This window comes from Actinophytocola sp., assembly GCF_035762905.1.
GTDB lineage: Bacteria > Actinomycetota > Actinomycetes > Mycobacteriales > Pseudonocardiaceae > DASYTH01.
On sequence record NZ_DASUCC010000094.1, the window covers coordinates 24,135 to 50,962 of the forward strand.

Sequence of the window (26,828 nt, forward strand, 5' to 3'; positions counted from 1 at the left end):
TCGGTGCGGAAAAGGCTCGGATTGTGCGATTGCGCTTTGGCATTCTCAGAGATCCGAATTGGTTGTGTGATAAAACTATCCGCCCTACTCTGATGGTAGCTTCATAAAACCTTGAGTGGGAATGAGACGACATTGGTCGAGTTCAGCGGAACGCGGGAACTGTCCCTTTGCGACCTCTTTCGGGCGCAGGTGTTGGCCGAGCCGGAGCACACGGCGGTGGTGTGCGGTGTCGAGCGGCTCAGCTACGCCGAGTTGGCGCGGCACGCCTCGGGGCTCGCCGCGCACCTGCACGGGCTCGGGGTCGCGGTGGACGACCGCGTGGGGGTGTTCGTCGAGCCGTCGATCGACCTGATGGTGGCCACCTGGGGGATCCTGCTCGCCGGCGGGGCCTATCTGCCGCTGTCCCCGGAGTATCCGGAGGACCGGCTGCGCTACATGATCGAGGACTCCCGGACGAAGGTGATCGTCGCGCAGGACGCGCTCGCCGACCGGCTGGCCGAGCTGGCGCCGGCCGGCACGACCATCGTCGCGCTGAGCGACGCCGGCCCCGCGGCCGCCGCTCCGGCGATCGACCTGCGGCCGGAGCACCTGGCCTACGTCATCTACACCTCGGGCAGCACCGGTAAGCCGAAGGGCGTGATGATCGAGCACCGCGGCATCGTCAACCAGATGCGCTGGCTCGCCGACGCCTACCAACTCGACCGCAACCGAATCGTGCTGCAGAAGACCCCGATGAGCTTCGATGCAGCACAATGGGAGATCCTCGCGCCCACCTGTGGCGCTACGGTCGTGATGGGAAGCCCCGGCGCGTATCGCGACCCGGAGCGGCTGGTCGACATCATCGCCACGCACGGGGTCACCACGCTGCAGTGCGTTCCGACATTGCTGCAGGCGTTGCTGGACACCGAAGAGTTCGGCGAATGCAAATCGCTGACCCAGGTTTTCTGTGGCGGGGAGGCCCTGACGAAAACGCTTGCGCTGCAATTCTTCGACGTGCTGCCGGACTGCGAGCTGATCAACCTGTACGGACCCACCGAGTGCACCATCAACTCCTCCGCGCACACCGTCGATCCCGGTGCGCTGCTGGAGGGTCCCAAGACCATCTCGATCGGCGCGCCGGTGCACGACACCCGCTACTACATCCTGGACGGACAGCGCGCACCGGTCGGCGTCGGCGAGATCGGCGAGCTCTACATCGGTGGCGTCCAACTCGCCCGCGGCTACCTGCACCGCCCCGATCTGACCGCGGACCGGTTCATCGACAACCCGTTCGCCGCCGAGGACGGGCTTGCGCGGCTCTACCGCACCGGCGACCTGGCCAGCCGCAACCCCGACGGCACCGTGCAGTTCGCCGGCCGCAGCGACAACCAGATCAAGCTGCGCGGCTTCCGGATCGAGCTGGACGAGATCCGGCTGGCGATCGAGACGCACGACTGGGTCAAGAACGCCGCGGTCATCGTGCGGACCGACCCGCGCACCCGGTTCCAGAACCTGCTCGCCTTCATCGAGCTCAACCCCAAGGAAGCCGCCCTGATGGACCAGGGCAACGCCGGCGCGCACCACCAGTCCAAGGCCAGCAGGCTCCAGCTCAAGGCGCAACTGTCCAACAACGGCTGCCGGGACGCCGAGGAACTGCACGGCAAGGAGATCCTGGACCTGCCCGGTCGCACGCCGACCGCCACGACCACCCGCGACGTGTTCGCCCGCAAGACCTACCGGTTCTTCGAGGGCGGGCCGGTCAGCCGGGCCGACATCCTGGCGCTGCTGGACACCCGGGGTTCCGGCGCCGCGCCACGCGCCCTGGACACGGTGGACCTGGCCACGCTCGGCGAGATGCTGCGCTGGTTCGGCCAGTTCCACAGCGCGGAGCGGTTGCTGCCGAAGTACGGCTACGCCTCACCGGGTTCGCTCTACGCCACCCAACTGTACCTCGAGCTGGCCGGGATCGCCGGCCTGGCACCGGGTTACTACTACTACCACCCGGTGCACCACCAGTTGGTGCTGATCCGTGCGCAGGCGCCGTCGGCGACCACGCGGGCCCGGGTGCACCTCGTCGGTAAGAAGCGGGCCATCGAGCCGGTCTACCAGAACAACATCCGGGAGGTCCTGGAGATCGAGACCGGCCACCTGGTCGGCATGTTCGAGCAGGTGCTGCCCGGCTACGGACTGGACATCCGGCCGTCCGGCTTCGCACCGTCCGAAATGGACAATCTGGAGTGCGCGGCCGAGGACTACTACCTCGGCGCCTTCGAGCTGGTTCCGTTCGCCGGCCCGAAACCCGCCGGCGCGGTCGACGTCTACGTGCAGGCGCACCCCGGCAAGGTGGCGGGTCTGCCCGGCGGCCAGTACCGGTACACCGGCGGCGAGCTGGTCCGGATCTCCGACGAGCTGGTGCAGCGCAAGCATGTCATCGCGATCAACCAGGGCGTCTACGACCGGGCGAGCTTCGGCATCTCCCTGGTCAGCCGGGAGCCGGCCGACTGGCTGCGCTACGTCGAGCTCGGCCGCACCCTGCATCACCTGCAGGCCAACGATCTCAACCTGGGCTTGATGTCTTCCGGCTACAGCTCCAAGTCCGGCAACGACCTGCCGTCCGCGCGCCGGCTGGCCGGCATCCTCGCCGACCGGGGCGAGCCGAACGGCCCGTCGTACTTCTTCGTCGGCGGCCGGATCAGCGACGAGCAGCGGAGCAGCACCGGCATGAAGGAGGACACCGTACACATGCGGGGTCCGACCGAGATGATCCGCGACGACCTGGTCAACTTCCTGCCCAACTACATGATGCCCAACCGGGTCGTCGTGCTGGACCGGTTGCCGCAGACGGTGAACGGGAAGATCGACCTCAAGGCGCTCGAGGCCTCCGAGCAGGCGAACCTGAACCTGGCCGAGCGCACCTTCGTCGCGCCGCGCACCGCGACCGAGCGCCGGATCGCCGCGCTGTGGGGCCGAACCCTCAAGCAGGACGAGGTCTCCGTGCTCGACGACTTCTTCGAGTGCGGCGGCAACTCGCTGACCGCGGTGGCCCTGATCAACAAGACCAACCGGGAGTTCGGCACCGCCCTGCCGCTCCAGGTCCTGTTCGCCGCACCGACCGTCGAGCGGCTGGCCCGCGAGGTGGACGGTGGCGCCGCGCCGTCGTCCCGGTTCATTCCCTTGCGCTCCAAGGGGTCCAACGCTCCGGTGTTCTGCTGGCCGGGCCTCGGCGGTTACCCGATGAACCTGCGGACGCTGGCCGAGCGGATCGACATCGACCGCCCGTTCTACGGTGTGCAGGCCTACGGGATCAACGCCGGCGAAGTGCCCTACGCCACCATCCGGGAGATGGCCGCCCGGGACATCGAGGAGATCAAGCGGATCCAGCCGGAAGGCCCGTACACGCTGTGGGGCTACTCGTTCGGCGCCCGGGTCGCGTTCGAGACCGCGCACCAGCTCGAGCAGGCCGGTGACGTGGTGGCGAACCTGTTCCTGATCGCGCCCGGCTCACCCAAGGTCCGCGCGGACACCCGGGCCGGGGGTGCGCTCACCTACGCCAACAGGGCATTCGTCACCATCCTTTTCTCGGTGTTCGCCGGAACCATTTCCGGGCCGGACCTGGACGAGTGCCTCCGGGTCACCGCCGACGAGGACACCTTCGTCGAGTTCATGACCGCGCGGCTCGAGCACCTGGACGCGGAACTGGTCCGCAGAATCGTTCGGATCGTGCACCGGACCTACCATTTCAAGTACACGTTCCACGAGCTGACCGACCGTACCGTGAACGCGCCGATCACCATTTTCAAGGCGCACGGCGACGACTATTCGTTCATCGAGGAAAGTAACGGTTTCTCGGCCGCCGCGCCGGTCGTCGTCACGCTCGCCGCCGACCACTACGGCCTGCTCAGGGACCCGGACGTGGCCGAGTTGGTGACCAGGATCCGCCACCGTCTCCGGACCAGCAAGGAGGGGCACCGTGCCGCACGTGAACATCAAGTATTTCCCGATGGAGCTCAGCGACGAGCAGCGGTCGGAACTGTCCGCCGCGATAACCACCGCCGTGGCGAACGCATTCGGATGCGACGCGGGACTGATCTCGATCGCACTCGAACCGGTGGCCGGGGAGGTGTGGAACGAGCGGGTCTACATCCCGGAAATCGTGAATCGCAACCATCTGCTGTGTAAGACGCCAAATTACTGAGAATTGAGCGGGATGTGAGATCATGATCACAACGAGTGCGACCACCGGAGGAACAGGTGAATAACGCATCGGTTGCCCGGTTCCTGTTGTTGGCCCTGTTGTGGGGGAGCAGCTTCACCTTTATCAAGGTTTCGCTCGAGGGCCTGACCCCGAGCCAACTGGTGCTCACCCGGCTGGTGCTCGGCGCCGCCGTGCTGCTGGCGATAGTCGGGCTGCGCCGGGTCGGGCTGCCCCGCGGCGCCGGGCTCTGGGGCCACGTGGCCGGCGCGGCGCTGTTCGGCAACGTGATTCCGTTCTTGCTGCTGTCCTACGGCGAGCAGACCACCGGCGCCGGCATCGCCGGCGTCCTGGTCGGCAGCACCCCTCTGCTCACCCTCACGCTGGCGGCCGCGGCCCTGCCCACCGAGCGGGCCACCACCCGCAAGGTGACCGGCCTGCTGATCGGCTTCCTCGGTGTGGTGCTGGTGATCGGCCCGTGGACCTCGGCGCTCGGCTCGTTCGGTGGCCGGCTGGCCTGCTTCGGCGCCGCGGCCAGCTACGCGGCCGGCTTCGTCTACGTGCGCAAGTTCCTTTCGCCGCGCGGGCTCGCCCCGTTGTCGCTGGCCGCCGCGCAACTCCTCGCCGCCGCCGCGTTGCAGGCCGCGGTGACCCCGTTCCTGGCCTGGCAGACCCCCGAGCTCACCGGCCGGGTGGTCGGCAGCATCGTGATCCTCGGGCTGTTCAGCACCGGCCTGGCCTACGTGCTCTACTTCCGGCTCATCGGCGACGTCGGCGCGACCACCGCGTCCGCGGTCAACTACGTCGTCCCGGTGTTCGCCGTGCTGATCGGCGTCGTCCTGCTCGGCGAGCCGGTCACCTGGAACCTGATCGCCGGCGGGCTGGTGGTCCTGTTCGGCGTGGCCTACGCGGAGAACCGCATCAAGCAGATCCGCCGGGAGCCCGGTGGCACGGCACTTCCCGTGCGAACGCCTGCGCACCCGGTCAAGGAGGTTCGATGAGTATCCTGCGGCTCTACCGCGCCGCCGCCGCCGATCTGGACATGATCCGCGAGCGCGACCCCTCGATCACCTCGCGCCGGGAGGCGCTGCTGCACCCCGGCCTGCTGGCGATCTGGGCCTACCGGATCGCGCACCGGTTGCACACCAAGGGAATGCGGCTGACCGCCCGGCTGCTGAGCGTGCTGGCCCGGCTGCTCACCGGCGGCATCGAGATCCACCCGGGTGCCCGGATCGGCCGCGGCTTCTTCATCGACCACGGCGCCGGCGTGGTGATCGGGGAGACCGCGGTGATCGGCGCCGACGTCACGATCTTCCACCAGGTCACGCTCGGCTCGGTCGGTTGGTGGCACGACGCGCGCCGGCCGGAGGGCACCCGCCGGCACCCGAAGGTGGGCGACCGGGTGGTGATCGGCGCCAACGCCACCGTGCTCGGCCCGGTCACCGTCGGCCCCGACTCGGTGATCGGCGCGCAGGCGCTGGTGATCCGGGACGTGCCTCCCGGATCCCGGGTGCTGGCCCCGATCGCCGACCCGCACCGGATCAAGCCGAAGCCGGTGCCCCGCCCGGAGCCGGTGCGGCAGCGGTACATGACGGCCAGCCGGGACCGGGACGCCGTGCCGGCCGGTTTCCCGACCTGGTGACCCCGACCGAACCGGAGAGCTGACATCGTGTCGACAATGGTCAAGCGGCCGCTGGCCGCCTCGCTCGAGGGGCTGATCGGCAGCACGCCGATGGTCCGGGTGGATCTCGGCGTTGCGGACACCGGCGCCACCGTCTACGCCAAACTGGAGATGGCCAACCCGCTGTCCAGTGTGAAGGACCGGACCGGGCTGTACATGATCGAGGCCGCCGAGCGGCGCGGCGAGCTGCGCCGGGGTGAGGGCACGGTGGTCGAGGCGTCGTCCGGCAACACCGGCATCTCGCTGGCCGCGCTCTGTGCGGCCCGCGGCTACAAGTGCGTGATCGTGTTGCCGGACAACGCAACGCCGGAGCGGGTGCAGCTGCTTCGGGCGTTCGGCGCGGAGATCGTGCAGACCCCGCACGAACTCGGCTACGTGGCGGCGATCGAGAAGGCCGAGGAGATCCACGCGCAGCTGCCCGGCTCCTGGTTCGCTTGCCAGCACGAGAATCCGGACAACGTGGCCGCGCACTACGCCACCACCGGGCCGGAGATCTGGGCCGACACCGAGGGCAGGGTGGACGTGCTGGTCTGCGGGGTGGGCACCGGCGGCACGCTCACCGGAACCGCGCGCTACCTCAGAGAGCAGAACCCGGCGCTGCGCGTCGTAGCGGTCGAGCCGGAGCGCTCCCCGGTGATCAGCGAGGGCTGGGGCGGGCTGCACCGCATTCCCGGCCTCAACGGCGGGTTCGTCGCCAAGACAACGGATCTCGCCGTCATCGACGAGGTGCTGACCGTGTCCGACCAGGACGCGTTCGGCACCGCGCGCGCCCTGGCCCGCACCGCCGGGCTGCTGGTCGGCGTCTCGTCCGGGGCGGCCGCGCACGGCTGCAAGGTGCTCGCCGCCCGGCCGGAGTACGCCGGCAAGACGATCGTGACCGTGTTCCCGGACACCGGTGAGCGCTACCTGTCCTGGTTCCAGGCGGCCGCCGATTCCGCCGACAACATCGAGGAGTGAAGCCACAATGACCCAGCTGCCCCGAATCCTGCTGCCCGGTGAGGGCGAGTCGGTCCAGATCGGCACGACGACGCACACGACGTTCAAGGCCGTCGGCGGCGAGACCGACGACCGGCTCGGACTGTTCGAGCACCACATGGACCCGGGTGCGCCGGGCGCGTCCCCGCACGTGCACCGCGAGCAGCTCGAGGCGTTCTACGTGCTGGACGGCGTGGTGGAGCTGCACCTGGACGGGCGCAGCTTCGCCGCGCCCAAGGGCACCTTCGTCAACGTCCCGGAGAACATGTCGCACGGCTTCCGCAACCCCTACGAGGACCCGGCGAAGATGCTGATCATCTTCACTCCGGCGATCAACCGGGAGGAGTACTTCCGCGGCCTGGCCAAGCTGTACGCCAACGGGCGCAAGGCGACCGAGGACGAGCTGCTCGACCTGATGGCCCAGTACGACCAGTTCGAGTTGAGCGTGGACGGCTCGGTGCCGGGCTGGGGCCGGCACTGAGCGCGTCCCGGTGGCTCAGCCCCAGGAACCGGCCTGCTGCCGGGTGGTGACGTTGAGCCGGTTGAACAGGTTGGTCGTGGCGATCGAGAGGACCAGCGCGGCGAGCGCCTCCTCTTCGTAGTGTTTGGCGGCCAGCTGCCACACTTCGTCCGGCACCGGGTCGGACCGGTCGGCCAGCCTGGTGGCGGCCTCGGCAAGGGCCAGCGCCGCGCGCTCGGCGTCGGTGAAGTACGGGGTCTCCCGCCAGGCGGCCACGGCGAACAGCCGCTTGTCGGTCTCGCCGGCCTTCTTGGCCGCCCGCGCGCCCATGTCGACACACGGGCCGCACCCGTTGATCTGGGACACCCGCAGGTGCACCAACTCCAGGGTGCTTGCCGGCACCTGGCCCTGTTTGGCCGCCTTGTCCAGGGCCAGAATGGCCTGCATGGCGTCCGGAATGACCATGGCCGGGTTCTTCATCCTCGACTGCACGTTCTTCTCCTCGTCACATCCGTTCGGTTTCGCCGGTCACCGCTATGACCGACCGGGACGAAGGAATGTGACCGATGGATGAGAGTCAGTGGTTGGCCGACCGGTTCGAGGAGAACCGGGCGCACCTGCGGGCGGTGGCCTACCGGATGCTCGGCTCCGCGGCGGAGGCCGAGGACGCGGTGCAGGACGCGTGGCTGCGGTTGCGCCGGTCGGACACCAGCGAGGTGAACAACCTCGGCGGCTGGCTGACCACGGTCGTGGCCCGGATATGTCTGAACATGCTGCAGTCCCGGCGCACCCGCCGCGAGGAACCGCTCGGTTCGCACGAGCCACCGGACGCCGCCGACCCCGAGGGTGAGGCGGTGCTGGCCGACTCGGTCGGCATGGCCCTGCTGGTCGTGCTCGACACGCTGCCCCCGGCCGAGCGGCTGGCGTTCGTGCTGCACGACCTGTTCGCCGTGCCGTTCGACGAGATCGCTCCGATCGTGGAGCGCACCCCGGCCGCGGCCCGCCAACTGGCCAGCCGCGCCCGCCGGCGAGTCCGCGGGGCGTCCGCGCCCGCCACCGACCTCGCCCGCCGCCGCCGCATCGTGGACGCGTTCCTGGCCGCCTCCCGCGGCGGCGACTTCGACGCCCTGCTCGCCCTGCTCGACCCGGACGTGCTGCTGCGCGCCGACCCGCCAACGGTGGCCGCCGCCGCGGCCCGCCAGGCCGCGGGCGCCCCGCAACTCGCCCCCGAGATCCGCGGCGCCGCCCCGGTCGCCGACGCCTTCGCCGGCCGCGCCCGAAACGCCCGCCCGGCCCTCATCGACGGCCTCCCCGGCGCCGTCTGGGCCCCCGACGGCACCCCCCGCGTCGCCTTCCTCTTCACCCTCACCGCCAACCGCATCACCGCGATCAACATGCTCTCCGATCCCGACACCCTCCACGACCTGGACATCCAGATCACCGGTTGAACCCACGAGCCGAAAAAGAGAACTAGTTTCGTTTTCGGCTCGTGATCCCAACCAAAGTCGGCGCCGGATGTTCTTGACAAATCACGGTCACGGGGGCACTGTGATCGAGTGCAGCGCCCCGGCGTCCCGGCTCACGGAGACCCTGTAGACACTGTGTTTTCCACGACTCCAACACGCCCCCCAGGCCGTTGTGCTCAGCCGGAATCGGTTTGCCGCTCGGCTGACCCTCAGCAGTAACTCCTTACCCAGCAGGACAAACAGTCGTCGGATAAATCAATCGACCTCTGTCCGATGCCGCCCAGAGAAAGGACCATAGTGGAGGCCCCAAGGCTTATCCGCTTGGCAGCAACGACTGCTTTTGCTGCAGTTATCGGCGCTTTATCCGCTTTAGCGATCGCGTTAGTTTCTGATGTGCAAAACGAAGCGGCACACGATTACCATACCCCGAAGAATGGCGTGAGCGCGGTGGTGTAGTCGCACATTTTTATGCCGAGCGGTTGGACACTTTCAGGTCCAGTCCCAGAAGCGGCGGTGGGCGGTGGTGGACCAGGTGGAGATGCGGGCCAGGTCGGGTTGGGGTGGCAGGGGGGTGTCGCCGGCGGCCAGGCGGCGCTCGATCTCGGCCTGGACGTCGGCGATCTCGGCCAGCACGTCCACGATGGCCGGCACTTCGCCGCGCTTCACCCGCAGCACCCGCTGCCGCTGCGCCTCGGGCATGGGCAGGGTGAGGTGCCCGTCCCGCAGGATCTCCAGACCCTGGTAGACCAGTCGCAGCGCGTGCGAGGCGTACTTGACGTCATAGCCGTACCGCGCAACCAACTCGGGCCGGCTGGGCGCACCGCCGCGGGTACCGAGCATGCGTTCGCGCTGGGAGTTCATGTAGCCGACGAACCTCCGCACGGCCATCCGGGACAGTATCGCCGGCTGGGTTCGGTAGACGTAGTGGTCGAGCGGCGGACCCAGACCGATCACCCGCGCGGGCGGCTCGACGAACACCCCATCTCGTCGTGGTCGTCGGTGCCCTCGATGGCGATCCCGTGCACACCCGCACTACCGGTTTTCCGCGCCGGGTCGCGCTGCGCGGCGGATCGGGGTCTGCCAAGATGCCCTTCGTCATGATCGGAGAATGGAGTCTCAGATGGGCAATCGGCTCAATCCGTACATTAGCTACAACGGTGACGCACGCGCCGCTTTGGAGTTCTATCAGGGAGTTTTCGGGGGTGACCTGACGCTGAGCACGTTCGGCGAAATGGGTGGCGCGGACTCACCCGATGCGGACAAGATCATGCACGGGCAGTTGGAGACGCCGGCCGGGTTCACCCTGATGGGAGCGGACACTCCGACCGGGATGGAGTTCAACCCGGGCACCACCATCGCCGTCAGCCTGAGCGGTGACGACGGCGAGGCGCTGCGTGGTTACTGGAAGGAGCTCAGCGCCGGCGGCACCGTGGATGTCCCGCTGGAGAAGCAGATGTGGGGCGACGAGTTCGGCATGTGCATCGACCGGTTCGGGGTCAGTTGGATGGTCAACATCGCGCAGCCGGCCTGAGTGGACTTCGGTCCGCCGGGCACCGCCCGGCGGACCGAACGCCGTCTACAGCCGCCATTTCTGGTTGTTTCCGCCCCAGTATCCCCACTGGATCAGCTGGGCGCCGTTGTCCGCGGAGATCCCGGACACGTCCAGGCACAGCCCGCTGTGTTTCGCGACCAGCTTCAGGTAACCGTCACCGACGTTCTCCGGCCGCCATTTCTGGTTGTCCCCGCCCCAGTACGGCCACTGGATCACCCGCGCGCCCTCCGTGGTGGAGATCGCCTCGACGTCCAGGCACATTCCGCTGTGCTCCACCATGATCCGGTAGTAGCCGTCGCCGACCGGGTCGAGCCGCAGCCGCTGGTTCCCGCCGCCCCAGTACTCCCACTGGATCACCGGCGCCCCGGCGGCCAGCGAGATCCCGGACACGTCGACCACCTTTCCGCTGTGCAGCGAGGTGATCGGCGCCGGGCCGAGCCGCCAGCGCTGGTTGTCACCGCCCCACCAGTCCCATTGGATCACCTTGGCGCCACCGTTGTGCGAGATGCCGGACACGTCCAGCACCCGCCCGCTGTGCTTGGCCACGATCCGGTAGTAGCCGTGCCCAACCGGGTCCAGCCGGAACCGCTGGTTGTCCCCGCCCCACCAGTCCCACTGGATCACCTGCGCGCCGTTGTCCGGTGAGATCGCCTCGATGTCGAGCACCTTGTTGCTGTGCAGGGCAATCAGCCGGTAGTGCGCGGCCTCCACCCATTCCACCCGGAACAGCTGGTTGCCGCCGCCCCAGTAGTCCCACTGGATCGCGTCGGCCCCGCCGTCCATCGAGATGGCCTCGATGTCCAGGCATTTGCCGCTGTGCTTGACGAACAGCGGTCCGGTCGGCGGGTACAGCTTCCGGATCGCCTCCAGGTCGTCGGCGGTCAGTACGCGCAGCGTCGAGTTGGCCGACACGGTGGGGAACATCACGGCGCCGGCGACGTTGGAGTGCCGCAACCCGAGGATGTGCCCGATCTCGTGCAGCGCGATCGTCTCCACGTCGAAGCAGCCGCTGACCGGGCCGATCACCCAGGCGTGCTCCTGGTCGTCGAAGTGCACCGGCCGGGGCAGCGCGTTGCCGAGGATGCCGCAGCCCGGCGGGAAGTCGGCGTGTGCGAGCGGCGTGCCGGTCATGTCGGTGTCGCCGCACGCCGCGTTGCCCCACCGGATCAGAACATCCGGGTTCTCGTGCGGCGCCACCTCGCGGAAGGCCAGCGGGGCCGCGGCGGACCAGGTGATGAACGCGTTGCGCACGGCCTGTCGCTCGTCGTCACCGGCCACCTCGTCGGTGCCGGCGTCGAAGGCGAAGGTCAGCGCGGTCCGGTCCCACGCGCAGGTGGTGGCGAACGCCAGCGGCGCGGTGGTCTGCGGATCGGGCAGCAGGCACCGGGACCGGCTCATCATGTCCCTGGTGGCCGCGTCGAAGATCCCGGTCGCCGGCAGGCTGTGGAAGTCCTGGTACCGGGACAGCGCGGTGGAGGTGTCGGCGTCCAGAACGCCCGATATCTTCGCCTCGGCGGTCTTGGCGCCCAGGCTCGCGGCGCCCTGCACGGTCGAGTCGTCGGTCAGGTAGCCGAACCGGTGCAGGAACTCCTGTACCAGGTCGAACCCCTCCGGCGCCTCGTCCATCCTGGCGTCCGATACCTTGGCGATCACCGGATCCGGCGTCTTGACGGCTGGCATGTTCCCCTCCTCATTCGGGTTGTCCGACCAGTCAGAGGGGTCCGGCTGGATTGTGATACACACTGCCGAGCGGCAGCACTGTCCGAACCCGACTACCGTGACACCGGTTCGCGACACGCTCGGAAGGGGGAGATGTCATGGGTCTGCGGCTGCAGCCCCGGGATACCAGGTTCTTCGTCCTGTTCGCGAACGCCGGAACCCACGTCAGCGAGTGTTGCGAGGTGCTGCGCGAGTTCGTCGCCGCGCCGACCGAGCGGCGCCCGGAACTGGCCGACCGGATGCACCAGGTCGAGCACGCGGGCGACCAGACCACCCACGAGATCCTGGAGCTGCTCAACCGGGCGTTCATCACCCCGTTCGACCGGGAGGACATCTACCGGCTGGCCGAGCGGCTCGACGACGTCATCGACTTCATCGACGGCGCGGTGGACCTGGCGAACCTGTACCGGCTCGGTGAGCTGCCCAGCGGGGTGCACGAGCAGGTCGACCTGCTCTGCCAGATGGCCCGGCTGACCACCGATGCCATGCGGGAGCTGGCCAAGCCCGCCAGCCTGGACGCCTACTGGGTCAAGGTGAACGAGTTGGAGAACCAGGCCGACCAGGTGAACCGCAAGCTGTTGTCCTGGATGTTCGGCGGTGACCTCGAGCCACTCGAGGTGATGAAGCTCAAGGAGATCGTCGACGAGCTCGAGTCGGCGGCCGACGCGTTCGAGCACGTGGCCAACGCCGTGCACACGATTGCGGTCAAGGAGTCCTGACCGTGGAGTGGGCGGCGTTGATCGTCTTGATTGTGCTCGCCCTTGGCTTCGACTTCACCAACGGCTTCCACGACGCGGCCAACGCGATCGCCTCCGCGGTGTCGACCAAGGCGCTGTCGCTGCGCGGCGCCCTGCTGCTGGCCGGGGGGATGAACCTGATCGGCGCGCTGGCCGGCACCGGCGTCGCGGTCACCGTGGCGTCCGGGGTGATCGACACCCCGCACTCGCTGTCCGTGGTGATCGCCGCCGTGCTCGGCGCGATCACCTGGAACCTGATCACCTGGTACTTCGGCCTGCCGTCGTCCTCCTCGCACGCGCTGATCGGCGGCATGGTCGGGGCCGCGCTGGCCTCGGCCACCACGGTGTTCTGGGACGGCGTGACGAAGAAGGTCCTGATCCCGATGGTGATCTCGCCGGTGGTCGGGTTCCTGCTCGGCTACCTGGTGATGACCACCATGCAGTGGCTGCTGCGCCGGGCCGACCAGCGCCGGGCGAACCGCGGGCTCCGCCGGGCCCAGATCCTCTCCGCGGCCGCCCTGGCGTTCGGGCACGGCCTGCAGGACGCCCAGAAGAGCATGGGCGTGATCGTGCTCGGCCTGGTCATCGCCGGCAAGCAGGATGACTACACGGTGCCGTACTGGGTGATCCTGTCCTGCGCTCTCGCGCTCGGCCTGGGCACCTACGCCGGCGGCCTGCGCATCATGCGCACCCTCGGCCGGCGCATCTTCCCGCTCACCCCGCCGTACGGCTTCTCCGCCGAGATCTCCGCGGCGTCGGTGCTGTACCTGACCGCGTTCGTGTTCGCCGCGCCGATCTCGACCACGCACGTGATCACCTCGGCGGTGATGGGCGTCGGCGCGACCAGGCGGTACCGGGCGGTGCGCTGGTCGGTCGCCGGCAACATCGTGACGGCCTGGGTGCTGACGCTGCCCGCGGCGGCGACCGTCGCCGCGCTGGTCTACTGGGTGATCGCTCTGCTGTTCGGGTGAATGGGCCGATCCGGGCGCGGAGCGGCTCCGAAGACCCGGTGTGACTCGGACAGTCGACTCGTTCCCGGTGCCGCGCCGGCTGGCGGCCGTGGTCGGGGTGCTCGCGGTGGGCGCGGCGCTGGCGGCCGGGCACCTGCTCGCCGGGCTGCTCGGGCCGAACGCCTCGCCGTTCCTGGCCGTCGGCAACACCGCGATCGACCTGACCCCCGCATGGCTCAAGGACTTCGCGGTCCGCACCTTCGGCACCTACGACAAGCTGGTGCTGATCGGCGGGATGGGCGTGGTGCTGCTCGGCCTCGCGGTGATCGCCGGGCTGCTGTCCCGGCGCACCCCCTTGCCGGGCACCGGGTTCGCGGTCGTGCTCGGTGGGCTGGGGATCGCCGCGGTGCTCGCCCGGCCCGACCTCGAACCGCTCGACGTGGCCGCGCCGGTGGTCAGCCTGCTGGTGGGCGTCGCGGTGTTCCGCCTGCTGCACCGGCTGGCGACCGGCCGGGTGGCCGAGACCTGGGAGGGCACCGACACCGCCCGGCGCCGGTTCCTGGCCATGTCGGCCGGGGTCGCCGCCGGGGCAGGCGTCGCCGGGGCCGGCGGTCAGCTGCTGGCCGGCCGGGTCGACGTCGAGGGCTCGCGCGGTGCCGTCGGACCGCTCGTCCCGGCCAGCCCGGCGCCGCCGATCCCGGCCGGCGCGGACTTCGCCGGGTCCGGAACCCCCCGGTTCCTCACCGAGAACCGGGAGTTCTATCGGGTGGACACCGCGCTCTCGGTGCCCCGGGTGCGGGCCGAGGACTGGGCGCTGCGCATCCACGGCGCGGTCGACCGCGACCTCACCCTGCGCTACGCCGACATCCGCGGCCTGCCGCTGGTCGAGCGCACGGTGACGATCACCTGTGTCTCCAACGAGGTCGGCGGGCCCTATGTGTCCACATCGAACTTCATCGGCGTCCCGCTGCGCGAGCTGCTGGACCGGGCCGGCGTGCAGCCCGGTGCGGAGCAGGTGTTCTCCACCAGCGTGGACGGCTGGACCTGCGGCACTCCGGTGGCCGACGTGCTGGACCGCGGTCTGCTGGCGATCGGCATGAACGGCGAGCCGCTGCCGGTCGAGCACGGTTTCCCGGCCCGGCTGGTGGTTCCCGGCCTGTACGGGTTCGTCTCGGCCACCAAGTGGGTGGTGGACCTCGAACTCAACCGGTTCGCCGACAAGCAGGCGTACTGGCTGCGCCGCGGCTGGGGTGAGCGGGCACCGATCAAGACCCAGTCCCGGATCGACACCCCGGCCCCGTTCGCCGCGGTCCGGGGCGGCCGGGTGACCGTCGCGGGGATCGCCTACGCGCAGCAGCGCGGGATCGCCGCGGTCGAGGTGCGCGCCGACGGCGGTCCGTGGGTCGCCGCGGAGCTGTCCACCGAGGTCGACAAGGACACCTGGCGGATGTGGCAGGTCCAGCTCGACCTGCGTCCCGGCCAGCACACCGTGGAGTGCCGGGCCATCGACCGATCCGGCGCCACGCAGACCGAGGCGCGGGTCCCGCCGATCCCCGACGGGGCCACCGGCTGGCACTCCACCCAGTTCACCGTCGAAGCCTAGAAACCCCGAAAAAACAAGGAGAAGCGAAGAACATGCGTCTGTCACGTACTCTCGCGCTGGTCGTTGGCGGCTTCGCCCTGACGATCACCGCGGCCTGCGGCAGCCAGGCCGGGTCGCCGACCACCCCGACCGCGCCCCCGGCCAGCGCCGACGGCGACGATGCGGCCGCGCAGCAGTTCGGCCCGGCCTGCGGCGCGGTGCCCAAGGACGGCGCCGGCAGCTTCGCCGGCATGGCCCAGGATCCGGTGGCCACCGCCGCGTCGAACAACCCGGTGCTGTCCACTTTGGTCGCCGCGGTCAAGCAGGCCGGCCTGGTGGACACCCTCAACAGTGCCAAGGGCATCACCGTGTTCGCGCCGACCAACGACGCGTTCGCCAAGATTCCCAAGGCCGACCTGGACAAGGTCCTCGCCGACAAGGCGAAGCTCACCGAGATCCTGACCTATCACGTGGTCGGCCAGCCGATCACCCCGGACGACCTCGCCACCGGCAGCTTCGAGACCCTGGCCAAGGCCACGGTCACCACGTCCGGCAGCGGCCAGGAGTTCATGGTCAACGACGCCAACGTGGTGTGCGGCAACGTCAAGACCGCCAACGCCACGGTCTACCTGATCGACACCGTGCTGATGCCGGCCCAGCAGTTCGGCCCGGCGTGCGCCTCGGTGCCGATGGACGGCCCGGGCAGCTTCGCCGGCATGGCCCAGGATCCGGTGGCCACAGCGGCGTCGAACAACCCGCAACTGTCCACTTTGGTCGCCGCGGTGAAGAAGGCCGGCCTGGTCGACACGCTCAACGGGCTGAAGGAGGCGACCGTGTTCGCGCCGACCAACGACGCGTTCGCCAAGATCCCGAAGGCCGACCTGGACAAGGTCCTGGCGAACAAGGCCATGCTGACCAAGATCCTGACCTACCACGTGGTGCCCAAGGCCCTCACCCCGGCCGACCTCGCCGCCGGCAACTTCCAGACCGTGCAGAAGGGCATGCTGACCACCTCCGGCAGCGGCCAGGACTTCACCGTCGGCACCGACGCCAAGGTGGTGTGCGGCAACGTGCAGACCGCCAACGCCACCGTGTACCTGATCGACTCGGTGCTCATGCCTCCGATGTGAGCCCGGCCCGACCCGGCCGCCGCCCCACGCCGCCCGCGGGGCGGCGGCCGTTCCACGTTCGGCCGGTTTCTGGCAGTGCGTTGCGACGTTTGGTGTCTTGTTGGCCAAGCCGGCGCACTGTTCTCTGGGTGATGACTGCCGCCCAACCGAGCTGGAGGGGATATGACGAGCATCTACGAGGAGATCGGCGGGCAGGAGGCGTTGATCGCCGTTGTCGAGGACTTCTACCGCAGGGTGCTCGCCGACCCCGCGCTCGCCCCCTACTTCACCGGCGTGAACATGGCCCGGCTCAAGGGAAAGCAGGTCGAGTTCTTCGCCGCGGCGCTCGGCGGTCCGGAGGAGTACACCGGGGCGAGCATGCGGGAGGTGCACCGCGGCCGCGGCATCGGTCAGACCGAGTTCGACCTGGTTGCCAAGCACCTCAGCGACGCGCTCGGCGAAGCCGGCGTGCCGGCCGGCACCTCCGGCCGGATCATCGAGATCATCGCGCCGCTGTCCCGCGAGATCGTCTCGCCGAACGCCTGAGCAGTACCAACCCGACCAGCACCAGCAGCACACCGCCGGCCAGCAGCCCGGCCACCCCCACCCCGGTGGACGCCAACCGCACCGCCGACGCCACCGCCTCGTCCTGCGGCGTCGGTTCCGGTTCCGGCTCTTCGGGCTGCGCGTCCGGGTCGGGCTGCACCGGGCCGGGGACGACCCGGATCTCGTAGCGGGGCTCGGTCAGCCCGTCGAGGACGCCGGGACACGAGCAACTGGTGATCTTCCACGGGCCGACGACCACGACGTCGTACCGGCCGGCCGGCACGTCGTCGATCAGGAAGTGGCCGGTCGCGTCGGTCGTACCCCTTGCCACCGGCGCTCCGCTGACCGGGTCGGTGAAGACGATCTTCGTGTCCGGCACGCCTTCCGGCTCCGGTTCGGCGTTGTCCAGCATCAGGATCCCGCCCGCGCTGCCGGTACCACCGGGCACCTTCGCCTCGTCGTACGCGTGGGCCAGCTGGATCGGCGAGGGACCGATGACGCAGGACGCCCGCACGTAGCCGTAGGTGAATCCGCCCTCGGGGATCTCCGTCCACACCACGACCGTCGTGGTCGTGTGCGCCGGCACGGTGACCCCGGCGCCGCCGTCGGCGAAGTCGCCCCAGCCGGGTCCCCCCGAGTGGATCTCGTGCGCGTCGCCGGGACCCGAGCACAGGGCCGTCACCGCGGTCATGTCCTTCGCCGAGCGGTTGGTCAGGGTGAACGTCAGGTGCGCGATCTCGCCGACCGCATAGCTGTCCTTGTCGAACGCGACCGCCGCCAGCAGATCCTCGGTCAACCGGATCGCCCGGACCTCCACCGGTGCCGACGCACCGGACCGGACGGCGGTGCTCGGCTCGAACGGCACGAACCAGCCGTCCGGCAGGACGAAGATGCGCAGGTACGGCCCGGTGGGAATGTCGCGGAAGGCGAACCCGCCCTCGGCGTCGGTCACCTGGCGGACCTCCGTGCGCGGGATGCCGCCGGTCAGCTCGACGGGAACACCCTGCAGTGCCTCACCGGGGTCCATGACGCCGTTGTCGTTCTGGTCGCCGTACAGCACACCGGTGTAGTCGCCGCGGGTCGCCACGACCGCGGCGAAGGTGCCGACCCGGGCACCGTCCCAGTAGTAGGCGCGGTCCTTCGGACCCAGTGATCCGGTGAACACGATCGCCCCCCGCGGATCCCGGATACTCCCCTCGACCTCGAACACGCGGGTCGCGCCGGGTTCGAGCCGGATCCCGGGGCCGTACGAGTCGAGCTCGCCGAGGGGCGGGTAGCTCGCGAAGCCGAGGTCCTCCGCGCCGAACCCCTCGAACACCACGCCCTCGGCCGCCGCCAGACCGATGTTGGTGACCGTGAGCCGAATTCGCACCTTCTCGTCCGACTCGTACGACTGCTTGTCGAACTCGACCGAGGCCACCACGTTGGGCCGCCGGTTCGCGTCCGGGTCACCCGGCTCGATCTCCCAGGACTGCTCCCATGGAATCTGCGTGGCCGACACCGGGATCCGGATGCCGGCCAGGGACCGGTCCACCCAACTGCCTTCGACGCGCACGTCGTACACCCCCGCGGGGAGGCCGTGGACGGCGAGGTAGCCGTCCGCGTCCGTGCTGGCCCTGGCCACCTCGGCGCCGGTGCGCCGGTCGGTGATCACGGTGGGCACGTCGGCGACCCCGCGGCCGGCGTCGACCAGCCGGATCCGCCCGGAGCCGGGGTTGCCGTGGACCCGCGCCGAGGTGGCGGCCCAGGCCCCACCGTCGCCGTGCCCCGGATAGCCGGCCGGCGTGAAGGTGCACTCCGCCCGGACAACGCCGAAGTCGGGGGCGTCCGCCGGCACGGGTGCGGTGATCGTGACGACCGCGCCCTGTCCGGCCGGGAGGTCCACGCCCGGCCCGTCCGGACCGAGCGGGCCCCATTCCGGGCCGATCGTCAGGTTGGCCGAGTCGGCGAACCGCGCGCAGTAGGTCGGTTTGATTCCCTTGAAGTCGATGGGGCTCAGGAAGGTCTGGTTCTTGAACACGATGGTCAGCCGGGCCGTCTCACCCGGCTGGTAGGACGGGCGGTCGAAGAACATGTCGACCCGGCCGAAGTACTGCAGCGACGGCACGGCCCGCAGGCGAACTTCCGCGCCCCGCGGGGACACCGCGACCCGGCCGGGCATCGGCCCGCCTTCCGGCACGCCGACCACGAAGTTGCCCGCCTGGTAGTTCACGTAGTACCAGCCGGCCGGCAGTCCGGTGATCGAGAACCGGCCCTCGTCATCGGTGGTCGCCTGCGCCTCGGCGCCGGAGGTGTAGTCGGACAAGGTGATCACCGAGTTGGGCAGACCCGACTCGTCGGGGTCCTGCGCGCCGTCGTTGTCCCGGTCGGCGTAGATCAGGCCGGCGTAGCCACCCGTGGCCGCGGTCAGCGGCGTGGTCACGGAGGTCCAGTTGTCGTCCGGGTTGGCGTCGCCTGCGGCGCTGTAGACGTTGGCACCGACGCTGATCGACGGGGCGGTGAACTTCCAGATATAGCCGGACAGCACCAGAACCCGGTTGGCTCCGGCCCGGATCGTCGCGTCCGGGCCGAAGTCGAGCGACGCGCCGCCGTCCAGGTTGACGTCGCCGCCGGCCCAGCCGGTCACGCCGGTGGCGTCCGCCTGGCCGGTGTTGGTGATCGTCAGCGTCACGGTCACCTGGTCGCTGCCGATGTAGCCGGTCCGGTCGAACTCGGCCGTGATCTTCAGGTCGGGCAGCGCATCCGCCGCGCTGCCAACGGGTTGCGGTGCGGCCGGCGGCGATGGTGGCGACGGTGGCGGGCTGTCCGGAGTGGGTGGCGGCGCGGTGGGACCGACCGGCTCGGTGCTCGGGGGCGGCTCGGTGCTCGGGGCGGGCTGGGTGCTCGGCGCCGGGGTGCCGGTCGCGGTGGGTTCGTCGTCGGCGGTGGCCGAGGCGAGCGGCAGCCCGGTGCACAGCGCGACGGTCAGTGCCAGCACACCCAGCCGAACCCCGGCCGCGCGCGTCGTCGGTCGAGCCACCCAGTCTCCCCATGCTCAGGTCCGGACCCGGCGCTCATCATGGCAGCGTTCCGGGCCGGGCGACAGGAACGATCGACCGCAGTTTCGGGCTGTGAGGTTTCCGCGGTTCGCACGTCTTGTTGCTGTGAGAGCCGCGGTGGGCGGTACCGGGGTCTGGAGGGGAACGTGGGCACAGTCTTCGCCGAACAGGTCAGGCGGGCGCGGCAGGCCGCGTGGATGACGCAGGAGGAGTTGGCCGAGCGATCGGGCCTGAGCCCGCGCACGATCCAGGCCATCGAACGCGGTCAGGTCAGCCGGCCGCACCGGGAGTCGGTGCGGCTGCTGGCGAAGGCGCTCGATCTGCACGGTTCGGCCCGGGTGGGGTTCGAGGCGGCCGCCCGGCGTGGCGCGGACCGAGAACCCGGCTGCGACTGTGCCGCGGACCCGTGCCCGACCCTGGCCGCCGCGGCCGGTTGCCTGACCCGGCGGCTGCGAAGAACGGACCTGCGGGTCGATCTGCGCGGGCTGGGACACTGCGCGGACGCGGCGACGGTGCTGGACCGGCTGCTGCGCGCGGCCGGCATCGACCCGGCGGACGGCTACGACGGGTTCACCGGGTCGCCGGTGTCGGACCACACGTTGCCGGTCCAGATGTTGCCCGGGGCCTGAGGGTTCCACCCGCTGCTCGGAACCGGGCTGGCCGCCGGGTGGTAGCGGTGGAACCGGTTGGCGGTGACCCGGATTCCGTTCGAGCCGGATCCGGACGGCACCGAGATCACCGCCCCGGCCGCACGTTCGCCGAGCAGGTTGTTGTCGATGGCCACGTCGGTCACCGGCCCGGTCTGGCCGAGCAGGGCGACTCCGACGAGGATCGTGTTGTGTCGCAAGGTGATCCGGGCGGCGTTGCCTCTGGTCTGCACCTTGCTCAGGTAGCTGTCGACGATGGACGTGTCGCCGGCGGCCAGTACCGCCACGGTGTTGGCGTTGATGTCACTGCGCTGCACCACCAGTCCGGGCGCCTCCTGCAGGATGCCGTAGTCGAGCCGGTAGTTCGTGTTGGTCACGTGGCTGTCCTCGATCCGCAGCCGAGGCGCCTGCGGCAGCTGCCGGATGCCCGCGGTGGCGGCGCCAAGCGGCGCGACCATCACCCGGCGCAGCGTCACGTCCGGAGCCTCGATGTAGACGGTGCCGTTCACCCGGAGGTCGGCGACGATCTGGCCGGGCTGGGTCACGTGCAGGTCGCCGCCGGGGTGCGTGCGCAGCGAGGATCCGGCCGGCAGCCCGGTGTTCGCGGCGTCCGGCCATTCGGTGAGCGGACCGCGCGCCGGTGCCGGCGGCGCCGGTGGTGCGGCCGGGCCACCCGGTGCGGCGCCACCCGGTGCGCCGCCGCCCGGTCCGGGTCCGGTGTCGCCGGGTCCGCTGCCGGGCGGTGCCGATCCGGGTGCTCCGGTCGGGACGGTGCCGGTGGCGCTGAAGCTGGTCGGTGGCAGCGTGCTCGGGCTGGGGGCGGCGGTGACCGTCTCGATGATCTGGTCCGGATCGGGGTCCCGGTCGGGCGGCCGGCTGACCGCGACCACGCCGACGATGCCGCCGCCGACCGCGGTGGCGGCGACCGCCGCGGCCAGCGCCCGCAGCCATGGCGGCCCGGGCCTGCGCCCCGTGCGCCGGCCCGGTCCGGGCTCCGGTTCGGGCGGTACCTCCGGCACCGGGTCCGCGATCTCGCCCGCCGCCGGGTCCCGCAGCGTGTCCGCGAGCGCGACCTTGGCCCGCCAGTTGGCTTCCAGCGACTCCGGCGCCTCGATCTCGTCGAACAGCACCTTCAGCGCGCCCTCGTCGAACGGCTGGCTGGTCATGACCGCACCTCCAGCCGGCGGCGCAGCCGTTCCAGGGCCCGTCTGGTGGCCACCGTGGCCGCGTGCTCGGACAACCCGAGCACCGCACCGATCTCGGCGTACGGCAGATCGGCGGCGATCCGCAGGCCGATCAGCTTGCGGTCCCGTTCGGACAGCTCCTGCAGCGCGCCGAGCGCCCGGTGCAGCTCGTCGCGCAGCACGACCGCGCCCTCCACGTCGGCGGACCGGTCGACATCGGTGGCCCCGCCGAAGAACCGGGTGAGCAGGGCGGACCGGCGGGTGCGCTTGCGCCGGTGGTCGATCACCTCGTTGTGCGCGATGCGCAGCAGCCAGGGCAGCACCACGCCGCCGTCCAGCCGGGCGGTGAGGTAGCCGGCGAACGCGGCGGCGAACACCTCGGCGGCCAGGTCCTCCGCATCGCTGACGTTGCCCACCTGCGACAGGCAGTACCGGTACACCCGGTGGGCGTGGTCGCGGTACACCTGCTCGAAGGACGGCGGCGCGACCTCGGCCAGATCGCCTCGCTGCGCGTCGTCGGGCACGGTCCTCCCCAGTTCGGCCGCGACCAGTATGACCACCCTCCCCTCGCGTGCACAGGTGTCCACTGGGAATAAACGCGCGAGCGGTGCGAACCTCACAGGTGTTCCGCCGGTGGCGAAACTGCCGGTGCTCTGCGTGGTCCGCGCCCCGGCCGGCCGGTAGAACTGGGCTCAGGGAGGGCAGCAGGGGCCGTTCACCTCCGGGGGTGTCGGTCGTTGCCCGGAACCACGTCTCCGGGCAACGACCGGCCGGCGCTACCGGCAGGGCCGCAGATAGGCGTCGGTGATCAGGTCGCGCGCCGTGGCGCGGGCCAGGTTCCAGGTGTGCCAGGGATCCTGGGCGGTCAGCCGGGCCCGGACCCGGACCAGCACGCACGAGCGCGCCGGGTCGGGCAGCCGGGCCAGCTCCGGGGTGGCGTCCGCGGACAGCGTGGCCAGGTAGTCCAGGTCGATCTTGCCGGTGTGCTCGTACCGGGCGATGTTGCGCTCGGCCACGTAGCCCTCCGGGTTGACGACGGCCAGCAGCAGCAGCGCGCCGACCGCGCTGCCGAGCACCGCGCGCGGCAGCCAGCCGGCCCGCAGCCGCACGCCGGCCGCGATCACCATCAGGTACACCGCGCCGAGCCACAGCTCGCCGGCGCCGACCAGCAGCCGCAGCACGCTGTACCCGAACGATTCCTGGTAGGCCCACAGCCGGGTCAGCGCGGACGCCACGATCACCAGGGTCAGCCCGGCGAGCCCGCCGAGCAGCGCCCGCAGCCAGATCCGGTCCGCCCGGGTGGCCCGCGGCGCCCGGCGCGCGGCCACCCCGATCACCACCAGCGCGAGCACGGTCACCGCGCAGAGCTGCCAGAAGCCCTGCCGGGCGTACGCGGCCGCGGTCAGGCCGGAGGTGCGCACCATGTACTCCCGCCCGCCGAACAGCACGGTCAGCTGCACCAGCACGAACGCGCCGAACATGATCAGCAGCACGCCGAGCGGCAGCGTCCACTCGAACCGCCGTACCGGGGTCCGCGCGGCTGCCGGGCGGTCCAGCGCCGGGGGAGCGGTGAGCAGGAACGCGGCGCCGGAGGTGGCCACCGCGACCACCGCGAACAGCACCGCCCGCCGGATCACCGACCCGCCGTCCACGGTCGGGACGACCGTGCCCACCAGGTTGGCGAACGCGGCGTCCGCCCCGGCGAACAGCGCTCCGAACACCACGACCAGCAGCGCGGTGACCGCCACCGACCGGGCCAGCCGGCCCGGCGCGCTGCCCAGCCGGGCGCGCACCGCGGCCAGCCCGCGCCCGGCCCACGGCACCGCGCGCAGGCAGGCCAGCGGCAGGCAGACCAGCGCCGCCTGGATGCCGGCCACCGTCCGGGCCCGGGTCAGCGCGAGCGCGGTGGTGACCAGGGCGGCCAGCAGGCACACGGCGAACAGCCACTCGGCCGCGCGCAGCACGCCGACCCCGAGCAGCGCCAGCGTCGCCGCGGTCCACAGGAACCGCTCGACCGACGGCGGGCCGCCGCGGCGCAACCCGGCCGGCAGCACGGCGGCCACGATCGCCAGCCCGATCAGCAGCGCGCCGATGCCCGGCCGGGCGTCCGGCGCCGCGACGGCCGCGGCCAGCCCGGCGGCCCCGGCGCCGATCAGCACCGTGGAGCTCGCCGCCCCGGACGGCCCCGGCCAGGCCGTCCGGCCGGAGCCGCGCGGCGGGATCGGCGCGGCCCCGACGGGTTTCGACGCGGTGAGTTTCGGCCCAGCGGGTGCGGCGGTGTCGGTCATGACTGGCCCGCCTCCACGGAATCAAGGGGTGTCATGCGAACTCCTTCGGGCATGCGGCAGTGCCGTTCCGGTTGCCTGGAACGGTTCCGCGGATCGTTGTCAGCCGGCGGCCGGCAGGGTGAGCCGGATGCGACAGCCCGGCCCTGTTTGTTCGACGCGGCAGCCCGGTTCAGGTTGTCCGGCGGCCGGCGAAACCGGGTCGACCACGGCGATCGTGCCGCCGTGCAGGTCGACCACCCAGCGCGCGATGGCGAGCCCCAGCCCGGTGCCGCCGTCGCTGGCCCGTTCGCCCCTGGCGAACCGCTGGAAGACCAGATGCCGTTCCCCCGGCGGGATTCCGGGCCCCTCGTCGCGCACCTCGATCAGCAGGTGCCCGGGCAGGGCGCTGGCCACGACCTGCACCCGGCCGTCCGGCGGGCCGTGGGTGGCGGCGTTGTCCAGCAGGCTGACCATCACCTGGTGCAGCCGGTCCCGGTCGGCGAACACGGTGGCCCCGGCCGGCTCGACGGTGACCGACATCGTGACCGACCGCCCGGCGGCGGCCGCGTTCACCTCGGCCTCGGCGACCACCTCCGCCAGCAGCGTCGCCACGGCCAGCTCCTCGCGGTTGAGCGAGATGGCGCCGGCGTCGATCCGGGACAGGTCGAGCAGGTCGGTGACCAGGTTGGACAGTCGCTCGCTCTGGGCGAGCGCGGTGCGCAGGGTGGCCGGGTCGGCCGGGGTGACCCCGTCGACCAGGTTCTCCAGCACCGCCCGCAGTGCGGAGATCGGCGTGCGCAGCTCGTGCGAGACGTTGGCGATCAGCTCGCGCCGGTGCAGGTCGGCGGCGGCCAGGTCGGCGCTCATCTGGTTGAACGCCACGGCGAGTTGGCCGACCTCGTCCCGGGACGTGGCCCGCACCCGCCTGCTGTAGTCGCCGCGGGCCATGGCCCGGGTGGCCGCGGTCATCTCGCGCAGCGGCCGGGTCATCCCGTGCGCGAGCACCTGCGAGGTCAGCACCGCGAGGCCGATCGCGATGAGCGTGGTCTTCGGCGGCAGCCAGCCCATCCGGATCCAGAAGAAGCCGAGCGCCAGCCCGCCGGGGGCGGCCACCACGATGCTCAGCTTGAGCTTGATCGACCGGACCGGGTCGAGCGGCCGGGGCCACCTCATCGGTGCACCTCCAAGGCGTAGCCGACGCCGTGCACGGTGCGGATCAGCTCGGCGCCGAGCTTGCGCCGCAACGCCTTCACGTGGCTGTCCACGGTCCTGGTGCCGGCCGCCGCATCGCCCCACCCCCAGATCTCGGCGAGCAGCCGCTCGCGCGGCTGCACCACCCGGGGGCGATTCGCCAGGTGCACCAGCAGGTCGAACTCGGTGGGCGTGAGGTGGACCTCGGCCCCGGCCCGCCGGACCCGCCGCTCGGCCAGGTTGATCTCCAGGTCGCCCAGCACGATCGGGGCCGCGTCATCGTCCGAGCGCGCCCGGTCGATCCGGCGCAGCAGGGCGTGCACCCGCGCGGCCAGCTCGCGGATGGAGAACGGCTTGGTGAGGTAGTCGTCGGCGCCGACGGCGAGCCCGACCAGCACGTCGGTCTCGTCGTCCCGCGCGGTCAGCATCAGCACCGGCACCGGCCGCTCGGCCTGGATCCGCCGGCACACCTCGAGCCCGTCGAACCCGGGCAGCATCACGTCCAGCACCACCAGGTCCGGCCGGTCCGCCTCGACCGCGGCCACCGCCGCCGGCCCGTCCCGGGCGATGTCCACCTCGTACCCCTCGGCCCGCAGCCGCACCGCGACCGATTCGGCGATCGTCGGCTCGTCCTCGACGATCAGCACCCGCCGTTGGCTCTCCCGCATGGCCCAGACTCTAGGGAGCGGCTGTGCGGGCGGGGGGCACGTCCTGTGAAGGTTCCGTGCGCACACGTTCGGGGGACACCCGGTGTCCACCGTCGCCTCGAACGGGTGAGGTTGGGGAGCACCGGTTTCCCGTTGACTGGCGCGGGAGTTAGGTCGAACTGACACGCGTGTCGACGGACGGAGGCCATGATGTCGACCCCGAGCAAGGAAGCCCCCCAGACCGGCAAGAGCATGCCCGGCCCACGCGCCGCGGACGCTGGCCCTGATGCCATGGACCCGACGGTGCAGGCCACCGTGACACCCACGCCGGAGCGCCCCCCGGAAGCCACCGCGCAGACCCCGCCCTCCGGCTGGGCGGCCGGCGCGGACCGGATGCTGGCCACCCTGCGGATCGCCCTCGGCCTGGTGTTCGCCTGGGCCTTCCTGGACAAGCTGTTCGGCCTCGGCTACTCGACGCCCGGGGCCCGTGCCTGGATCAACGGCGGCTCGCCGACGCGCGGGTTCCTCGGCTCGATCGACCAGGGCCCGTTCGCGTCGATGTTCCGGGGCATGGCGGGCACCTGGTGGGCCGACTGGCTGTTCATGCTCGGGCTGCTCGGCCTCGGCGCGGCGCTGGTGCTCGGCATCGGGCTGCGCGTCGCCGCGGTCGGCGGCACGATACTGATGGCGATGATGTGGCTGGCCGAGTGGCCGCCAGCCAAGATCAACAACGCCGGTGAGCCGACCGGTTCCACCAACCCGTTCATCGACTACCACGTCATCTACGCCCTTGTCATGATCACTATGGCGATGACCCTTGCCGGCCACCGGTGGGGCCTGGGCCGGCGCTGGGCGGAGCTGGGGATCGTGCAGCGCAACCGCTGGCTACTCTGAACCCTCGCCGAT

23 protein-coding genes and 1 pseudogene are annotated in these 26,828 nt (G+C 70.8%); 15 read left to right on the plus strand and 9 right to left on the minus strand.

Going from position 1 to position 26,828, the window contains the following annotated elements:
• Positions 1 to 189: 189 nt before the first annotated feature.
• From VFV67_RS18335 to VFV67_RS18355, 6 genes and pseudogenes are all read left to right on the plus strand, one after another.
• Positions 190 to 3,489 (plus strand): annotated as a pseudogene (locus VFV67_RS18335) (amino acid adenylation domain-containing protein); the annotation flags it as partial.
• A gap of 490 nt (positions 3,490 to 3,979) precedes the next feature.
• Positions 3,980 to 4,174: a hypothetical protein gene (locus tag VFV67_RS36820; RefSeq protein ID WP_414636285.1), complete on the plus strand. Its 195-nt coding sequence runs from the start codon at positions 3,980 to 3,982 to the stop codon at positions 4,172 to 4,174.
• A 56-nt stretch (positions 4,175 to 4,230) separates the two neighbouring features.
• A complete protein-coding gene (locus VFV67_RS18340) occupies positions 4,231 to 5,172 on the plus strand; it encodes a DMT family transporter (protein WP_326471530.1) in 942 nt (313 codons plus the stop codon).
• On the plus strand, positions 5,169 to 5,813 hold the full coding sequence (gene epsC / locus VFV67_RS18345; protein ID WP_326471532.1) for a serine O-acetyltransferase EpsC: 645 nt from the start codon (positions 5,169 to 5,171) through the stop codon (positions 5,811 to 5,813). The genes VFV67_RS18340 and epsC overlap by 4 nt, the downstream gene beginning before the upstream one ends.
• A gap of 36 nt (positions 5,814 to 5,849) precedes the next feature.
• Entirely contained in the window at positions 5,850 to 6,809 is a 960-nt protein-coding gene (locus VFV67_RS18350; RefSeq protein WP_326471534.1) for a cysteine synthase family protein, read from the plus strand.
• 7 nt (positions 6,810 to 6,816) lie between these two features.
• A complete protein-coding gene (locus VFV67_RS18355) occupies positions 6,817 to 7,308 on the plus strand; it encodes a cupin domain-containing protein (protein ID WP_326471536.1) in 492 nt (163 codons plus the stop codon).
• A 15-nt stretch (positions 7,309 to 7,323) separates the two neighbouring features.
• Here the strand turns inward: VFV67_RS18355 and VFV67_RS18360 are convergent, their stop codons facing one another.
• Positions 7,324 to 7,779: a carboxymuconolactone decarboxylase family protein gene (locus VFV67_RS18360; RefSeq protein WP_326471538.1), complete on the minus strand. Its 456-nt coding sequence runs from the start codon at positions 7,777 to 7,779 to the stop codon at positions 7,324 to 7,326.
• Positions 7,780 to 7,853: 74 nt separating this feature from the next.
• On the opposite strand from VFV67_RS18360, the gene VFV67_RS18365 reads away from it, so the two are divergent.
• Positions 7,854 to 8,735, plus strand: coding sequence for a sigma-70 family RNA polymerase sigma factor (locus VFV67_RS18365; RefSeq protein WP_326471540.1), 882 nt, complete (start codon positions 7,854 to 7,856; stop codon positions 8,733 to 8,735).
• A gap of 507 nt (positions 8,736 to 9,242) precedes the next feature.
• Here the strand turns inward: VFV67_RS18365 and VFV67_RS18370 are convergent.
• On the minus strand, positions 9,243 to 9,731 hold the full coding sequence (locus VFV67_RS18370) for a hypothetical protein (RefSeq protein ID WP_326471542.1): 489 nt from the start codon (positions 9,729 to 9,731) through the stop codon (positions 9,243 to 9,245).
• A gap of 142 nt (positions 9,732 to 9,873) precedes the next feature.
• Here VFV67_RS18370 and VFV67_RS18375 point away from each other — a divergent pair, with 142 nt between their 5' ends.
• Positions 9,874 to 10,284, plus strand: coding sequence for a VOC family protein (locus tag VFV67_RS18375; RefSeq protein ID WP_326471544.1), 411 nt, complete (start codon positions 9,874 to 9,876; stop codon positions 10,282 to 10,284).
• 45 nt (positions 10,285 to 10,329) lie between these two features.
• Here VFV67_RS18375 and VFV67_RS18380 read toward each other — a convergent pair whose 3' ends face one another.
• A complete protein-coding gene (locus VFV67_RS18380) occupies positions 10,330 to 11,985 on the minus strand; it encodes an RICIN domain-containing protein (protein WP_326471546.1) in 1,656 nt (551 codons plus the stop codon).
• 137 nt (positions 11,986 to 12,122) lie between these two features.
• On the opposite strand from VFV67_RS18380, the gene VFV67_RS18385 reads away from it, so the two are divergent.
• From VFV67_RS18385 to VFV67_RS18405, 5 genes are all read left to right on the plus strand, one after another.
• Entirely contained in the window at positions 12,123 to 12,743 is a 621-nt protein-coding gene (locus VFV67_RS18385) for a DUF47 domain-containing protein (protein ID WP_326471548.1), read from the plus strand.
• Positions 12,740 to 13,732 (plus strand): inorganic phosphate transporter, encoded by a 993-nt coding sequence (locus VFV67_RS18390; protein WP_414636286.1) that lies wholly within the window; start codon positions 12,740 to 12,742, stop codon positions 13,730 to 13,732. The genes VFV67_RS18385 and VFV67_RS18390 overlap by 4 nt, the downstream gene beginning before the upstream one ends.
• Before the next feature lie 40 nt (positions 13,733 to 13,772).
• Positions 13,773 to 15,314 carry a molybdopterin-dependent oxidoreductase gene (locus tag VFV67_RS18395; RefSeq protein ID WP_326471552.1) on the plus strand — a complete coding sequence of 514 codons (1,542 nt, stop codon included), beginning with the start codon at positions 13,773 to 13,775 and terminating at the stop codon, positions 15,312 to 15,314.
• Positions 15,315 to 15,346: 32 nt separating this feature from the next.
• Positions 15,347 to 16,423: a fasciclin domain-containing protein gene (locus VFV67_RS18400; protein WP_326471553.1), complete on the plus strand. Its 1,077-nt coding sequence runs from the start codon at positions 15,347 to 15,349 to the stop codon at positions 16,421 to 16,423.
• Positions 16,424 to 16,585: 162 nt separating this feature from the next.
• Complete coding sequence (locus tag VFV67_RS18405) at positions 16,586 to 16,948, plus strand: group 1 truncated hemoglobin (RefSeq protein ID WP_326471555.1); 363 nt, start codon at positions 16,586 to 16,588, stop codon at positions 16,946 to 16,948.
• Here VFV67_RS18405 and VFV67_RS18410 read toward each other — a convergent pair.
• Positions 16,905 to 19,967 carry an SdrD B-like domain-containing protein gene (locus VFV67_RS18410; RefSeq protein WP_326471557.1) on the minus strand — a complete coding sequence of 1,021 codons (3,063 nt, stop codon included), beginning with the start codon at positions 19,965 to 19,967 and terminating at the stop codon, positions 16,905 to 16,907. The genes VFV67_RS18405 and VFV67_RS18410 overlap by 44 nt on opposite strands.
• Before the next feature lie 165 nt (positions 19,968 to 20,132).
• On the opposite strand from VFV67_RS18410, the gene VFV67_RS18415 reads away from it, so the two are divergent.
• On the plus strand, positions 20,133 to 20,615 hold the full coding sequence (locus VFV67_RS18415; RefSeq protein ID WP_326471559.1) for a helix-turn-helix transcriptional regulator: 483 nt from the start codon (positions 20,133 to 20,135) through the stop codon (positions 20,613 to 20,615).
• Here the strand turns inward: VFV67_RS18415 and VFV67_RS18420 are convergent.
• The 5 genes from VFV67_RS18420 to VFV67_RS18440 all read right to left on the minus strand — a co-directional run bounded on the left by VFV67_RS18420 (position 20,546) and on the right by VFV67_RS18440 (position 25,943).
• A complete protein-coding gene (locus tag VFV67_RS18420; protein WP_326471561.1) occupies positions 20,546 to 21,799 on the minus strand; it encodes a hypothetical protein in 1,254 nt (417 codons plus the stop codon). The genes VFV67_RS18415 and VFV67_RS18420 overlap by 70 nt on opposite strands.
• Positions 21,796 to 22,377: an RNA polymerase sigma factor gene (locus VFV67_RS18425; RefSeq protein WP_326471563.1), complete on the minus strand. Its 582-nt coding sequence runs from the start codon at positions 22,375 to 22,377 to the stop codon at positions 21,796 to 21,798. Before VFV67_RS18425 ends, VFV67_RS18420 begins: the two co-directional genes overlap by 4 nt.
• A gap of 216 nt (positions 22,378 to 22,593) precedes the next feature.
• Complete coding sequence (locus VFV67_RS18430) at positions 22,594 to 24,105, minus strand: DUF4173 domain-containing protein (RefSeq protein ID WP_326471565.1); 1,512 nt, start codon at positions 24,103 to 24,105, stop codon at positions 22,594 to 22,596.
• 99 nt (positions 24,106 to 24,204) lie between these two features.
• Positions 24,205 to 25,257: a HAMP domain-containing sensor histidine kinase gene (locus VFV67_RS18435; protein WP_326471567.1), complete on the minus strand. Its 1,053-nt coding sequence runs from the start codon at positions 25,255 to 25,257 to the stop codon at positions 24,205 to 24,207.
• A complete protein-coding gene (locus tag VFV67_RS18440) occupies positions 25,254 to 25,943 on the minus strand; it encodes a response regulator transcription factor (protein ID WP_326471569.1) in 690 nt (229 codons plus the stop codon). The genes VFV67_RS18435 and VFV67_RS18440 overlap by 4 nt, the downstream gene beginning before the upstream one ends.
• Before the next feature lie 270 nt (positions 25,944 to 26,213).
• On the opposite strand from VFV67_RS18440, the gene VFV67_RS18445 reads away from it, so the two are divergent.
• A complete protein-coding gene (locus tag VFV67_RS18445; protein WP_414636287.1) occupies positions 26,214 to 26,816 on the plus strand; it encodes a DoxX family membrane protein in 603 nt (200 codons plus the stop codon).
• Positions 26,817 to 26,828 lie beyond the last annotated feature (12 nt).